Annotated in this window: 11 protein-coding genes; 4 read left to right on the forward strand and 7 right to left on the reverse strand. The window is 71.8% G+C overall.

The window, feature by feature from the left end; translation table 11 throughout:
• Window positions 1-114: 114 nt before the first annotated feature.
• A complete protein-coding gene (locus ACZ5Y0_RS29820) occupies window positions 115-2,505 on the forward strand; it encodes a chitinase C-terminal domain-containing protein (RefSeq protein WP_469131786.1) in 2,391 nt (796 codons plus the stop codon).
• An 89-nt stretch (window positions 2,506-2,594) separates the two neighbouring features.
• Here ACZ5Y0_RS29820 and ACZ5Y0_RS29825 read toward each other — a convergent pair whose 3' ends face one another.
• On the reverse strand, window positions 2,595-3,797 hold the full coding sequence (locus tag ACZ5Y0_RS29825; RefSeq protein WP_469131787.1) for an ROK family transcriptional regulator: 1,203 nt from the start codon (window positions 3,795-3,797) through the stop codon (window positions 2,595-2,597).
• A gap of 151 nt (window positions 3,798-3,948) precedes the next feature.
• On the opposite strand from ACZ5Y0_RS29825, the gene ACZ5Y0_RS29830 reads away from it, so the two are divergent.
• On the forward strand, window positions 3,949-5,160 hold the full coding sequence (locus tag ACZ5Y0_RS29830) for an MFS transporter (protein ID WP_469131788.1): 1,212 nt from the start codon (window positions 3,949-3,951) through the stop codon (window positions 5,158-5,160).
• Here ACZ5Y0_RS29830 and ACZ5Y0_RS29835 read toward each other — a convergent pair.
• Entirely contained in the window at window positions 5,120-5,578 is a 459-nt protein-coding gene (locus ACZ5Y0_RS29835) for an acyl-CoA thioesterase (protein WP_469131789.1), read from the reverse strand. The two genes, ACZ5Y0_RS29830 and ACZ5Y0_RS29835, sit on opposite strands and share 41 nt — an antisense overlap.
• A gap of 196 nt (window positions 5,579-5,774) precedes the next feature.
• Here ACZ5Y0_RS29835 and ACZ5Y0_RS29840 point away from each other — a divergent pair, with 196 nt between their 5' ends.
• The gene (locus tag ACZ5Y0_RS29840) at window positions 5,775-7,154 is read left to right on the forward strand and encodes a uracil-xanthine permease family protein (RefSeq protein WP_469131790.1); all 1,380 of its coding nucleotides are present in this window, start codon (window positions 5,775-5,777) and stop codon (window positions 7,152-7,154) included.
• Between the two features lie 208 nt (window positions 7,155-7,362).
• Window positions 7,363-8,100: a DUF5995 family protein gene (locus tag ACZ5Y0_RS29845; protein ID WP_469131791.1), complete on the forward strand. Its 738-nt coding sequence runs from the start codon at window positions 7,363-7,365 to the stop codon at window positions 8,098-8,100.
• Between the two features lie 64 nt (window positions 8,101-8,164).
• Here ACZ5Y0_RS29845 and ACZ5Y0_RS29850 read toward each other — a convergent pair whose 3' ends face one another.
• The 5 genes from ACZ5Y0_RS29850 to ACZ5Y0_RS29870 form a co-directional block, all read right to left on the reverse strand.
• Window positions 8,165-9,862, reverse strand: coding sequence for a flavin monoamine oxidase family protein (locus tag ACZ5Y0_RS29850; RefSeq protein ID WP_469131792.1), 1,698 nt, complete (start codon window positions 9,860-9,862; stop codon window positions 8,165-8,167).
• A 48-nt stretch (window positions 9,863-9,910) separates the two neighbouring features.
• Complete coding sequence (locus ACZ5Y0_RS29855; protein ID WP_469131793.1) at window positions 9,911-10,699, reverse strand: carbon-nitrogen hydrolase family protein; 789 nt, start codon at window positions 10,697-10,699, stop codon at window positions 9,911-9,913.
• A gap of 156 nt (window positions 10,700-10,855) precedes the next feature.
• The gene (locus tag ACZ5Y0_RS29860; RefSeq protein WP_469131794.1) at window positions 10,856-12,073 is read right to left on the reverse strand and encodes an MFS transporter; all 1,218 of its coding nucleotides are present in this window, start codon (window positions 12,071-12,073) and stop codon (window positions 10,856-10,858) included.
• Between the two features lie 155 nt (window positions 12,074-12,228).
• A complete protein-coding gene (locus ACZ5Y0_RS29865; protein WP_469131795.1) occupies window positions 12,229-12,681 on the reverse strand; it encodes an Lrp/AsnC family transcriptional regulator in 453 nt (150 codons plus the stop codon).
• A gap of 10 nt (window positions 12,682-12,691) precedes the next feature.
• Window positions 12,692-14,161: an amino acid permease gene (locus tag ACZ5Y0_RS29870; RefSeq protein WP_469131796.1), complete on the reverse strand. Its 1,470-nt coding sequence runs from the start codon at window positions 14,159-14,161 to the stop codon at window positions 12,692-12,694.
• Window positions 14,162-14,332 lie beyond the last annotated feature (171 nt).

The following is a 14,332-nucleotide window of genomic DNA, read 5'->3' on the forward strand; positions in this document are numbered from 1 at the left end:
GACCCCGCCCCAACTCCCTCCTGCCGCGCGCCCCTTCCTATTGGTCCATACCTATTGACGCACTGGTCTAGTCCTCTCTAGGGTCTGCGCAACTTCCGTGGAGAGGAACCGACTGTGCTGTCCCCCTCACGACACCGGGCGAGAACCGCGCTGCTCGCCGCCGCGGCGGCCGTCGCGGGCCTGCTGGTGGCCGGACTGCCGGCCACCGTCTCGAACGCCGCCGACCAGGAGTCCTGCCGCCCCGACGGGCTGTACGGGACGCCGGGCGTGGACGTTCCCTACTGCTCGGTCTACGACACGGCCGGCCGCGAGAGGATGGGCGCCGACCACCAGCGCCGGGTGATCGGCTACTTCACCGGCTGGCGGACCGGCAAGGACGGCACACCCGCCTACCTGGCCTCGGACATCCCCTGGAACAAGGTCACCCACCTCAACTACGCCTTCGCGCACGTGGACGGCGCCAACAGGCTCTCCGTCGGAGCGGACGGCGCCGCCAACGCGGCGACCGGGATGACCTGGCCGGGCGTGGCCGGTGCCGAGATGGACCCGTCACTCCCCTACCGGGGCCACTTCAACCTGCTCAACAAGTTCAAGAAGCAGCACCCGGACGTCAAGACCCTGATCTCGGTGGGCGGCTGGGCGGAGACCGGCGGTTATTTCGCCGCCGACGGCACCCGGGTGAACTCAGGTGGCTTCTACTCCATGGCCACGAACGCGGACGGCTCGGTCAACCGGACCGGCATCGACACCTTCGCGAATTCCGCGGTCGACTTCATCAGGAAGTACGGCTTCAACGGCGTCGACATCGACTACGAGTACCCGACGACCATGAAGGACGCCGGGAATCCGCTCGACTGGTCGCTCTCCAACGCCCGCCGCGCCGGCCTCGTCCAGGGCTACGCGGCGCTGATGAGGACGCTGCGCGAGAAGCTGGACCGGGCCGGTTCGGCGGACGGGAAGCACTACCTGCTGTCGGTGGCGGCGCCGTCGTCCGGATATCTGCTGCGCGGCATGGAGACCTTCCAGATCCAGAAGTACCTGGACTACGTCAACATCATGTCGTACGACCTGCACGGCGCCTGGAACGAGTACGTCGGCCCGAACGCCTCCCTCTTCGACGACGGCAAGGACGCCGAACTCGCCGCGGCGGGCGTGTACTCGACGTCCCAGTACGGCGGGATCGGCTATCTGAACACCGACTGGGCCTACCACTACTTCCGCGGGTCGATGCCGGCCGGCCGGATCAACATCGGACTCCCCTACTACACACGGGGGTTCAAGAACGTGACCGGCGGGACAGACGGGCTGTGGGGCAGGGCGGCCACGACCACCTGTCCGGCCGGGTCGGGGCTCACGAAGTGCGGGGACGGTGCCGTCGGCATCGACAACCTCTGGCACGACCTGGACTCCGCCGGGAAGGAGGCGCCCGCGGGCTCCAACCCGATATGGCACGCCAAGAACCTGGAGAAGGGCGTCGTCGGCGACTACGTCACGCGGTACGGCTTCCCGGCCGACACCCGGCTGACCGGCACGTACGCCCGCAGGTACGACGCCACGCTGGTCGCGCCCTGGCTGTGGAACGCCGAGAAGAAGGTGTTCCTGTCCACCGAGGACGAGCAGTCCGTCGCCGCCAAGGCCGACTACGTCGTCGACCAGGGCATCGGCGGCACGATGGTCTGGGAGCTGGCCGGCGACTACGGCTGGGACGCGGTCAAGGGACAGTACGGGCCGGGTTCGACGCTGACCTCCACGATGTACGAGAAGTTCAGGTCGGCCGGCCCGTACGGCGCTGAACGGTCGACGGTGGAGGTGCCCGCGGCGGCACTGAAGATCGACGTGGAGTTCGGGCACTTCCCGCTCGGCGACTCCAACTACCCCATCAGCCCCAAGCTGAAGATCACCAACAACACGTCCACGACCCTGCCCGGCGGGACGGAGTTCCGCTTCGACTACGGCACGTCGGCGCCCGGCAACGCCAAGGACCAGTCGGGCTGGGGAACTTCGGTGATCAGCAGCGATCACACCGGGGACAACGTAGGCGGTCTCGAGGGCGCACACCACCGGGTCTCGCTGAAGCTCCCGGCCTGGCAGACACTCGCGCCGGGGGCGTCGGCGGAGCTGGACTTCGTGTACTACCTGCCGGTGTCGACGCCCTCGAACTGGACGGTGACCTTCGGCGGAAGGACGTACGCCCTGGCCGGGGACCTGGCACGGGGAACGACCGTGGTGGAGCCGGGGCCGTCGACCTCGGTGAGTCCCGGTCCGAGCACTAGCCCGAGCGCCGGCCCGAGCACGAGTCCGAGCCCGTCGGGAAGCGTCTCCCCGTCCCCCTCCGGCGGGACCGGGCAGTGCACCGCTCCGGCCTGGACCGCGACGACGGAGTACACCGGCGGGAGCAGGGTGTCCCACAAGGGGCACGTCTGGCGTGCCCAGTGGTGGACGAGGGGCGAGGAGCCCGGCACCACGGGCGAGTGGGGGGTGTGGCAGGACCTCGGCTCCTGCTGACCCGGCACAGACCGGCCCGGCGGCGGTGACGACGGCCCTTGCCCGCCGCCGGGCCTCTCCACGCCCCCGGCCCCGACCGCCGGGGCGAGTCAGCGGTCCGGGGCGCCGAACAGCTCCTCCTGGGCGGACTCCCGTGCCGTCAGCAGCGCGCCGCGCAGTACCGCCGCGCCGCCCAGGGGGCTCGGGCGCACCTGGGTGGGCAGCGGCGCCATCCGCCGCAGCCGTTCCGCCACCCGGGCCGCGAGGGCCTCGCCGCCGGCCCGACCGACCTCCCCGCCGAGCACCACACATCCCGGGTCGAGGACGGCCACGACGGAGGCGGCGCCGATGGCGAGGCGGTCGGCGAGGACGTCGAGGAAGCGGCCGGAGGCGTCCCCGACGGCGTCCGCCCGCCCAACCGCCGCCCGCACCAGGCCGGCCGCCTCCGGTTCGCCGGGCACCGGCTCCGGGGCCGGCCCCAGTCCGTGCTCCCGCGCCAGCGCGGCGACGGCCGCCGAGCCCGCCAGGGAGTGGAACCCGCCCTCGCAGTCCGTGGCCGACGGCAGGCCGGTGGTGCCGGGGACCGGCAGGAAGCCGATCTCGCCGGTGCCGCCGGAGGCTCCCCGGCGCAGGGTGCCGTCCAGGACGACGGCCGCGCCCGTGCCGTGGCCCAGCCACAGCAGCACGAAGGTGTCGCGGTCCCGGGCGACCCCCTCGCGCTGTTCCGCCAGGGCGGCGAGATTGGTCTCGTTCTCGACGGTGACACGGGCCTCGGGCAGCCGTTCCTGGAGGACGGCCACCAGACGGCGGTGCCAGACGGGCAGGCCCGAGGAGTCGCGCAGCTCGCCGCTGGCGGGATCGATCAGGCCGGGCGCGCCGATGCCGACGGTGTGCAGCCGGTCCGTACCGGCCTCCTTCACGGCCCGTTCGACCAGTGTCACCGCCTGCTCCACGGCGGGTTGGGTGCCGATGTCACCGCCGATCGGCACGGACGCCTCGGCGAGCACCCGCCCGACCAGGTCGGAGACCAGCACGGCGACGCCCTCGGTGCGCACGTCCAGCGCCGCCAGATGGGCGCGGTCCGCGACGATGCCGTACAGCCGGGCGTTCGGGCCGCGCCGCTGCTCGCCCGCCTCACCGACGACCTCGATGAGGCCGGAGGCGGTGAGACGTTCGGCCAGGTCGGCGACCGTGGGCCGGGACAGGCCGGTGAGCTGTTTCAACTGCCCCGCCGTCAACGGGCCTTCGTCCTGCAAGAGCCGCAGGGCGAGCCGGTCGTTGATGGCCCGGGCGGTGCTCGGGGATGCGGGCATGCGCGGAATCCTCCCACGGGGGCCGGAGCGTCGCACCGGACCGGCCTCTATTTATCAGGCAGGGTCCCTGATAGTTTACGCAGGCGCCGCGACGCCGCGGCCCGCGCACGGCACCGCGCCGGGCGGCACACTGACGGGGAGGGCCCCAGGGATGAGCGAAGTGACAGACGCACCGTCGGAGGTACGGCGCGCCCGGTACGCCGTGGCCGCCGTCTTCGCCGTGCACGGCGCGGTCACCGGCTCCTTCGCCACCCGAGTGCCGTGGATCCAGGACCACGCCTCCGTGGGGGCCGGCCAGCTCGGCTTCGCCCTGGCCTTCACGGCGTTCGGCGCGGCCTGCGCCATGCCGTTGGCGGGCCGGATCACCCACCACTTCGGCAGCCGCGCGGCGCTGCGCGGACTGCTCGCCCTGTGGACGCTGTCGCTGGTTCTGCCCTCGCTCGCGCCGAACATGCCCACCCTGTGCCTGGCGATGTTCGTCTACGGCGCCACCGCGGGCATGGCCGACGTGGCGATGAACGCCCTCGGCGTCGAGGTCGAGCAGCGGCTCGACAAGTCGATCATGTCCGGCCTGCACGGAATGTGGAGCGCGGGCGCGCTGATCGGCTCGGCGGGCGGGACCCTCGCCGCGCACCTGGGCACCGACGCGCGCCTGCACCATGTGCTGGCGGCTGCCGCCCTCACCCTGCTCGGCCTGCTGGCCTGCCGGTGGGTGCTCGACCTGCGGCCCACCGAGGACGAGGAGCCGCCGCCCCGCTTCACCCTGCCGCCCCGCTCGGCGCTGCTGATCGGCGCGGTCGGGTTCTGCGCGGTGTTCGCGGAGGGCGCGAGCCTGGACTGGTCGGCGGTCTACCTGGACGACCACCTCGGCACCTCGGCCGGTCTCGCCGCGGCCTGCACGACCGGCTTCATGCTCACCATGGCGGTGGCCCGCATCGTGGGGGACGCCGTGGTGAACCGGTTCGGCGCGGTCCGCACGGTCCGCGCGGGCGGGGTGCTGGCCGCCGCGGGCGGACTGCTGATCGTGGTGGCCGGTCATCCGGCGGTGGCGATCGGCGGGTTCGGCATGATGGGCCTGGGCATCGCCGTGGTGGTCCCGCTGTGCTTCGCGGCGGCCGGACACAGCGGACCCAATCCCAGCCAGGCCATCGCGGGCGTCGCGACGATCACGTACACCTCCGGGCTGATCGCGCCGAGCCTGATCGGTGGGGTGGCGCAGGCGACCAGCCTGATGGTGTCGTTCGGCGTGGTGACGGTGCTGGCGTTCGGACTCGTCGTGTTCGCGGGCGTGCTGCGCGGCGGCGAGCGCCCGTCCGTGAAGGTCAGTCCGTCGGACGCAGCAGTGCCCGGCCCGCGCTCCTGAGCGTGTCGCTCCAGGGCGTCGGGCGCATCGTCGCGGCGTCGAGGCGGACCAGGACCCGGGTGCCCCGCGCGTAGGTGACCGCCCCGTCGGCCGAGCAGAACCGGAAGCCGTACGTCAGGCCGGTGTTGCCGAGCCGCTCCAGCCACAGGTGGACGGCGTAGGCACCCGGCTTGGTGACCGGGGCCTCGTAGCTGACACGCAGTTCCTTCACGGCGTTGCAGGCGTCGCCGGCCGCGGCCCAGTCCCCCTCGAAGCGCACCCCGTGCTCCTGCCACAGCTCGGTCCAGGCGCGCTCGACCATCACGGGACAGCGGGCGTTGTGCAGCAGTCCGAGTGCGTCCAGGTCGTCGAAGTGGACGGTGACGGGGATCAGCCGGCCGTAGGGCAGGGCGGGGGCGGCCGGGGCTTCGGCGGTCACGGGTGGAGCTCCTGAGGGGACGAAGGAAGACGCATGGGCGATCACCCCTATCCTAAGCGGTCGCTCACCCTCCGCTTTCGCGTGAGAATGGGCCGGACATCGACACCGCACGACGCGTCCGTACCGCGCGAACGCGTCCGCACCGCACCACACCGCACGAACGCATCCGCACCGACGAACGAAAGCGAAACCCACCATGGATCTCGGCGTCCGCTGGAAACTGCACGGCGACGGACGCACGCCGGAGCCCGGAGCGGTGGTCCGCCCCGACGAACGGCTCTCCTGGCCCCGCACGGCCGGCCTCGGCGCGCAGCACGTGGTGGCCATGTTCGGGGCGTCCTTCGTGGCGCCCGTCCTCATGGGCCTGGACCCCAACCTCGCCATCATGATGTCGGGCGTCGCGACCGTGATCTTCCTGCTCGCGACCCGTGGCCGGGTGCCCAGCTACCTCGGCTGCTCCCTCTCCTTCGTGGGCGTCGCGGCGGTCATCCGCGCCCAGGGCGGCACGAGCGCCACCGTCACCGGCGCGGTCCTCGTGGTCGGTGTCGCACTGTTCCTGGTGGGCGTGGCCGTGCAACGGTTCGGCGCCCGGATCATCCACGCCGCGATGCCGCCGGTCGTGACCGGCGCGGTCGTGATGCTGATCGGCTTCAACCTCGCCCCCGTCACCGCCTCCACCTACTGGCCGCAGGACCAGTGGACGGCCCTGCTGGTGATGCTGTTCACCGGTCTGGCCGTGGTCTGCCTGCGCGGATTCTGGTCCCGCATCGCGATCTTCCTCGGCCTGGTCTTCGGCTACGGCATCTCCTGGGCGTTCGACCGGATCTTCGGCCGGATCCACTCGGCGGACGCGAGCGGCAAGGTCGTCGACCACTGGCGGCTCGACCTCTCCGCAGTGGGCCGGGCCGACTGGGTCGGGCTGCCGTCCTTCCACGGCCCGAGCTTCGAGTGGTCGGCGATCCTGGTCGCGCTCCCCGTCGTCATCGCCCTGGTCGCGGAGAACGCCGGGCACGTCAAGGCGGTCGGCGAGATGACCGGCGACCCGCTGGACGACAAGCTGGGCACGGCGATCTCGGCCGACGGCATCGGCTCGGTGCTCTCCACCGCGGTCGGCGGCCCGCCCAACACCACGTACTCCGAGAACATCGGCGTGATGGCCGCGACCCGCGTCTACTCCACGGCCGCCTACTGGGCGGCGGCAGGCTTCGCCCTCCTCTTCGGCCTGTGCCCCAAGTTCGGCGCGGTGGTGGCCGCGATCCCGGGCGGCGTCCTCGGCGGCATCACCGTCATCCTGTACGGCATGATCGGCCTGCTCGGCGCCCAGATCTGGCTCAACGCCGGGGTCGATCTGCGCAACCCGCTGAACCTGGTCCCGGCCGCCGCCGGCATCATCATCGGCGTCGGCAACGTCACCATGGAGTTCACCGACACCTTCTCCCTCAGCGGCATCGCCCTCGGCACGCTGGTCGTCATCACCGGTTACCACGCCCTGCGCGCCTTCGCCCCGGCCCACCTCAGGACCCAGCCACCGCTCCTCGACGAGGGCACCAGCTCCTACGACGAGGCCGGTTCGTAGGCGTACGACGGGCCGAAGCCGCCCGCAGCCCTCCCGCGGCCGTCCGAGCCGCCGGGCGGCTTCACCCACGGACGGGCGTCGGGGCGTCCTCGCCGGTGTCGGGAGCGGTATGCGCCCGCTCCCGCGCGCGGGGGACCCGTTCCCCCGTTCCGGGGAAGCACCGGTCCCGCCGGCCCGCCGGCCCGCCCAGGGCTGCGACCCTTCCTGCATGCCGCACTTGGAACAGTTCGCCCCTCCCCTCGACGCGTCCGTCGACGGGGTGCTCTCCCGTATGCGGGCCCTCGACGCGGCCCTCCCGCCGCGGGACGGGGTCGCCGTCTTCAACCGTGTCTATCTCGCCGTGACGCAGGAGGTGGACCGGCACATCGACACGGGCCGCTTCACCGACACCCGCGCCGCGGTCACGTTGGACGTACGGTTCGCGGAGCGCTATCTCGCCGCCGTCGACGCGGCCACGGGCGACCGCCGCCCGCCGGCCTGCTGGCGCCCGCTGTTCCAGCTCCGCCGCCATCCCGGCGTATGTCCGCTACAGTTCGCGTTCGCGGGCATCAACGCCCATATCGGGCACGACCTCGTGCTCGCCGTCGTGGACGCCTGTGACAGCCTCGGGTGCGAACCGGCCGAGCTGGAGGACGAGTTCGACCGGGTGGGCGATCTCCTCGTGGCGTTGGAGGAACGCATCCGCGAGGACCTGATGCCCGGCCCCGACCTGCTTCAGATCGCCGATCCGCTCACCCATCTGCTCGGCTCCTGGAGCCTGGAGCGGGCGCGCGACGCCACCTGGTCCGCGGCCCGCGCCCTGTGGGCACTGCGCCGTCTCCCGGACGTCGCCGGGGAGTTCACCGACCGCCTCGACGCGGCGGTCGGCTTCGCGGGCCGCATGCTCCTGACCCCGATGCCGGACTGGCCGGGGCGGTGCGTGCGTACCCCGGCTCCAGGGTCGTGAGGAGCCGGGGGCGCGACGGGCCGGTGGCGTCCGGATCATGCCGGGGCGGTGCGGACGAGAGACCCTAGTCCTCCGGCAGTTCGACCGGGGCGATCTCGTCGTACACGTCACCGGGACCCGGGTTGGTCGCGTCCGTCGTACCGCCGAGGTGGTGCATGACGCCCCAGACCGCGTTGAGGGCGGTCTGGACGGCCCCCTCGGCCCAGCCCGCGGTCCAGGAGATGTCGTCGCCGGCGAGGAAGATGCCCCGCTTGTCCTCGGGCAGCCTGTCCTGCATGAAGTGGGTGAACAGGCGCCGCTGGTAGCGGTAGTGGCCGGGCAGGTTGGCCTTGAACGCGCCCATGAAGTAGGGCTCGTTCTCCCAGGAGACGGTCACCGGGTTGCCGATGACGTGCTTCCTGATGTCGACCTTCGGGTAGATCTCGCCGAGCGACTTCAGCATGACCTCCATCCGCTCGTTCGCGGACAGCGGCAGCCACTTCAGGCTGTCGTCGCACCAGGTGTAGGACAGGCAGATGACGGCGGGCTTGTCCGGGCCGTCGTCGAGGAGGTAGGTGCCGCGGGTCATGCGGTCGGTGAGCGTCATCGACATGACGTCCCGCCCGGTCTCCTCGTCCTTGTCCAGCCAGAACGGGCGGTCGACCGGCACGAAGAGCTTGGAGCTCTCCATGTAGTGGGTGCGCTCGATCGCCGTCCAGTGGTCGATCGGGAAGAGCGAGTCGTCGCAGGCGATCTTCGACAGCAGCATCCAGGACTGCGCGGTGAAGATCGCGGCCCGGTATGTGCGGATGTCGCCGTTCGCGTCGGTGACGGTGATGTGGTTGCCCGCGGTGCGGTTGAGGCGGGTCACGGCCGGGCGGGGCTCGCCGCCCTCGTGCAGGCTCGCGAGCGAGGTGCCGTGGGGCCAGTGGACGATCTTCTCCGGCTCGCGCTCCCACAGCCGCAGCGGCAGTTGCTGGGAGCCGCCGACGATGCCGCGGTGGTGGTCGTCGGCCTCGGTGTAGACGACGCGGAGGATCTCCAGGATGGAGTTGGGGAAGTCGGTGTCCCAGCCGCCGGTGCCGAAGCCGACCTGGCCGAAGATCTCCCGGTGCCGGAAGGACCTGAAGGCCTCGGAGTCGCACAGGAAGCCGTAGAAGGTCTGGTTGTCGAGCTTCTCGACGAGCTTCGCCCAGATCTCGCGGATGCGCGGCACATCGCGCTCCCGCATGGCCTGGTTCATGTCGGAGAAGTCGGCGCCCTCTTCGAGGCACCTGTTCCAGGCGGCGGCGACGTCCCGGTAGACCTGCGGCAGGTCGTCGACCGTCTCGGCGTAGTGCGACTCACCCTTGAGGTCCACGACCGTCGAGGGCGTGACCTCGGCGAGCGGGTTGGGGAACGGCCGGGTCTCCAGGCCCACCAGGTCGATGTAGTGCTGGAGGGCCGTGGAGGACGGTGGGAAGCGCATCGCGCCCATCTCGGCGGTCAGCGAGGGGTCGCAGCCGTCGAAGCCCACCGTGCGCAGGCGCCCGCCGATCCGGTCGGCCTCGTACACGACGGGCTTGAGGCCCATCTTCATCAGCTCGTACGCGGCGATGATCCCGGACAGCCCGCCGCCGATCACGGCGACCTCCGTGCCGTGCTCGGTCGCCGGTACCTGGCCGAGGCCGGCCGGGTGGCCGAGGAAGTCGTCGTAGGCGTAGGGGAAGTCCGGGCCGAACATGGTGATCGGCGGCTGCTGCTCGTCTACGTGCTCGACGGCGTTGGGCACGGTGGACGTCATGGGGCGCGGACTCCTTGCGGAAAGGAAAGGAAAGGAAGAGCGGGGGTTTCAGACCAGGGATCCGTAGAGGCCGGGGCGGCGGTCCTCCAGATACGGGTTCGCCTCGCGGGAGGCGGCCACGAAGGCGGGGTCGGCGTCGGCGAACACGAGTTCCTCGTCGCGTCCGGCGCGGGCGCGGGCGACACCGTCGGGACCGGCCAGGGTGGAGAGACCGACGAACTCGAACTCCCCTTCCCGGCCGACCCGGTTGACGTAGGCGACGTACATCTGGTTCTCGAAGGCGCGCACCGGGATCATCGACTCGGCGACGAACTGGAAGGGGTGCATCTGCGCGGTCGGGACCACCAGAAGGTCCGTGCCGGCCAGGGCGTGGGCGCGGACGTTCTCCGGGAACTCGACGTCGTAGCAGATCAGGAGGCCGAGGGTCAGGCCGCCCAGTTCCGCCTGTACGACCAGCTGGTCGCCGGGCGTGAAGTGGTCGCGCTCGAAGCAGCCGAAGAGATGGGTCTTGCGGTGATTCGCCAGACGGACGCCGTCGGCGGAGATCAGCTGGGCGGAGTTGTACACCGTCTCGCCGTGGCGCTCCGGGTATCCGTAGGCGACCGCGAGGCCGTGCCGCCCGGCGAGGTCGGCGACCGCGTCCGCGGAGTCGCCGTCGGCGGGCTCGGCGAGGCGGGCGATGTCGTCGCCGATCGCGTACCCGGTCAGGAACATCTCCGGTGCGACGAGCAGCCCGGCGCCCGCGGCGGCGGCGTGGCCCGCGGCCTCGTCGAGGACCTTGAGGTTCTCGACGACCGAGCCGGGCCGGCCGGAGCTCTGGAGCAGGGCGATGCGCATGCGGTTCCTCACCGGGAGCGGAAGGGCGTGGGGGACACCTAGACGGTACGGCCCGCTGAGCAGGGCGGACAAGGAGGAGCCGTTGCGCGCTGGTGAGCTGTTCGTTGCGTGCCCGGAACGCCGGGCGGCGATTCGTTGCGCCGCCCGGAGCCCGGCTCACCGCCGCACGGCGACCAGGAGCGCCACCACCAGTCCGGGCACCGCGAACAACGCGAAAGCGGTGCCGTGCGTGGTCGTCGGCACCAGCTGGGCGTAGGCGCCGTAGACGGCGATCGTCGCGAGTTCGGTACCCAGCCCGGCGACCGAGGTGAGGGTGGCACGGGCGGTGCCCTCGATGCGCTGCTGGAGGCGGGCGTCCGCCAGCACGGTCGCCAGCTGGAAGCCGCCGAAGGCCAGGGCCACCAGGGCGAAACCGGCCGGTGCGCCTCCGCCCGCGCCCACGGCGAGGGCGAGGGCCGAGGCCGTGAGCAGCGCGGCGAACCCCCTGCGGCCCAGGCGTCCGGCTTGGCCGGACAGCAGGCTGCCCGCGGTGACGCCGGCCCAGACCATCATCAGCAGGTACGGGATCGCCGCGTCGGGGACGCCGGTCTCCCGTGCCAGCAGCGGGGTGTACTCGTCGAGCGCGCCCCAGACGGCGGCGACGGCCGGCACGAGCAGGAGTGCGCCCCGCACGGAGCGGTCGCGGCGGGCCTCGGCGAGCCCCGCCCTCAGAGCCGCCGCCCAGCCGTCCCCCTCCTTGCCCCCCTGTCCCTCCCCCTCCCCGTCGACGCCCGCGGCAGCGGCGGCGGGGTCGCGGTGTTCGGGGAAGCGGGTCGCCGTCGCGGCGCAGAGCAGACAGGCCAGCACGCTGGCCGCGCCGACCGCCGGATAGCCGTATGCCGCGAACACGGGACCGGCCAGGGCCATCGCCGTCATCGTCGCGGCCTGCCCGGCCGCCTGGGCCCGGCCCATGACCCGGGCGTACCGGTCCGCCGCGCCGAGCCGCTCCAGTTCCTCGTAGACCAGGGCCTCCAGGGCGCCCGAGCCCAGCGCTCCCCGCGCGCCCCACAGCACGAAACCGGTGGCGAAGGCCCAGTACGACGGGACCAGAACCCACAGGGCGAAGCCGACCGCGCCCAGCAGCGGGCCCAGCCACAGCAGCAGACGGCGGGAGACGGCGTCCGCCCAGGCGCCGGAGGGGACCTCCAGCAGGACACCGGTCGCCGACCAGAGGACGAACAGCGAGGACAGCTGGCCGACGGACAGCCCGGTGTCCGCGAACAGGAGCGCGTACACCGGGTAGAGCAGGACGAACTCGTCCAGGAACGAATAGCCGTACAGCGTGGCCGTGAGCCGTCGTACGCCGACGGGCCTACGCGCAGGTGAGCAAGTCATGAGGCCTTCCCGCAGGGACGTTTCGGACACCGGGGGTACGGCGTCCGAGGCGGCCCTCGGGAGGCACGGCTGGTGGATCAATGTCGCCAGGTCATGGCACCGAGGGTAGACCCGGTCCCGGCCCGCTCACCAGCGCTTCGCGGAGCCGGTGGCGCTCAGGTCGGCGAACCGGACGAGAAGCGGCGCAGCAGCGGGGACAGCACCAGCACGGACTTCGTGCGCTCCACGAACGGCTCGCCCGCGATCCGCTCCAGGACGCGCTCGAAGTGGCGCATGTCGGCGGCGAAGACCTGGGCGATCGCGTCCGCCTCCCCGGTGACGGTGGAGGCGGACACGACTTCCTGGTAGCGCTCCAGGCCCCGCTGGATGGTCTCCGGCGAGGTGTTGCGCCGGCAGTGGATCTCGACGTACCCCTCGGTCTCCCAGCCCAGGGCCGCCGGGTCGACGCGCACGGTGAAGCCGGTGATGGCCCCGGTGGCGCGCAGCCGGTCCACGCGCCGCTTCACGGCGGGCGCGGAGAGGCCGACGAGCTGCCCGATGTCCGCGTAGGAGCGGCGGGCGTCCTCGGCGAGGGCGTGCACGATGCGTTCGTCGAGATCGTTCAGCACTGCGGGTCGTTCACTTCACTTCGGATGACGCGAGGCGGGAGCGGCGGTAGCCGTACAGGAAGTAGAACACGAGCCCGACCGCCATCCAGACACCGAAGACCACCCAGGTGACGGTGGCGAGGCTGCCCATCATCCAGACGCAGAAGGCGAAGCCCAGCGCGGGCAGTACCGGCGACAGCGGGACGCGGAAGGTGCGGGGCATCTCCGGGCGGGTCCGGCGCAGCACCACGACGGCCACGTTGACCAGCGCGAAGGCGAAGAGGGTGCCGATGCTGGTGGCGTCGGCCAGCTGGCCGAGCGGGACGGCCGCGGCCAGGACACCGCAGAACAGGGACACGATCAGCGTGTTGGCGCGGGGGGCGCCGGTCTTCGGGTGGACGCGGGAGAACACCTTGGGCACGAGCCCGTCCCGGGACATGGCGAAGAGGATGCGGGTCTGGCCGTACAGAACGGTCAGGACGACGCTCGCGATGGCGATGACCGCGCAGAAGGCCAGCAGGGTGCCCCAGAAGGCCTGGCCGGTGACGTCGCGCATGATCTGGGCGAGGGCGGCCTCCGAGTCGGTGAAGCCCCGCCAGGGCTTGGCGCCCACGGCGACGGCGGCCACGAGGACGTACAGCGCGGTCACGATGACGAGGGACAGCATGATCGCGCGGGGCAGGTCGCGCTGCGCGTTCGTCGCCTCCTCACCCGCGGTCGAGGCGGCGTCGAAGCCGATGTACGAGAAGAAGAGGGTGGCCCCGGCGGCGCTGACGCCGGCCATGCCGAGCGGCATGAAGTCGTCGTAGTTGCCGGAGCGGAAGCCCTGGACACCGATGGCGCAGAACAGCACCAGCGCGGCGATCTTCACGACGACCATGACGGTGTTGGCGCGGGCGGACTCGCGGGCGCCGCCCAGCAGGAACGCCATCGCCAGCAGGACGACGATCAGGGCGGGCAGGTTGAAGACACCGCCGTCGCCGGGCGGTGCGGACAGCGCGTCCGGAATGGTGACGCCGATCGTGCCGTCGAGCAGTTCGTTGAGGTACTCGCCCCAGCCGACGGCCACGGCGGCGACCGACACGCCGTACTCCAGGACGAGGCACCAGCCGCAGACCCACGCGATCAGCTCGCCCATCGTTGCGTACGCATACGAGTAGGAGGAGCCGGCGACGGGGATGGTGCCCGCCAGTTCGGCGTAGGACAGGGCCGAGAACAGCGCCGTGAGTCCGGCGATCACGAAGGACAGCGTGACGGCGGGTCCGGCCTTGGGGACCGCCTCGCCGAGGACGACGAAGATGCCCGTGCCGAGCGTCGCGCCGATGCTGATCATGGTGAGCTGCCACAGGCCGAGGGAGCGGCGCAGGGATCCTCCCTCACCCTGGCCACCCTCGTCGACCAGGCATTCCACGGACTTGCGCCGCATGAGCCGCGCGCCGAGCCCGGGGGAAGCGGGGACGGTCCGACTGCGCTGTTGCGGGGGTGCGCCTTGGTCGAGCACGCGCTGACTCCTTTGTCGCTGCCGATCGGAGCGACGGGGACCGGTGGTACCCCCGCGCGAACAGGAACCCACCGAGCGGGGTCCCCGCCACACCTTGTACAGCGCACGACCTTACGAGGCGGAACGTTGCCGGTGTAATGCAGCAACCTTGCGTGTGCCCGCAGGATCGTT

Source organism: Streptomyces sp. NPDC033216 (genome assembly GCF_055577115.1).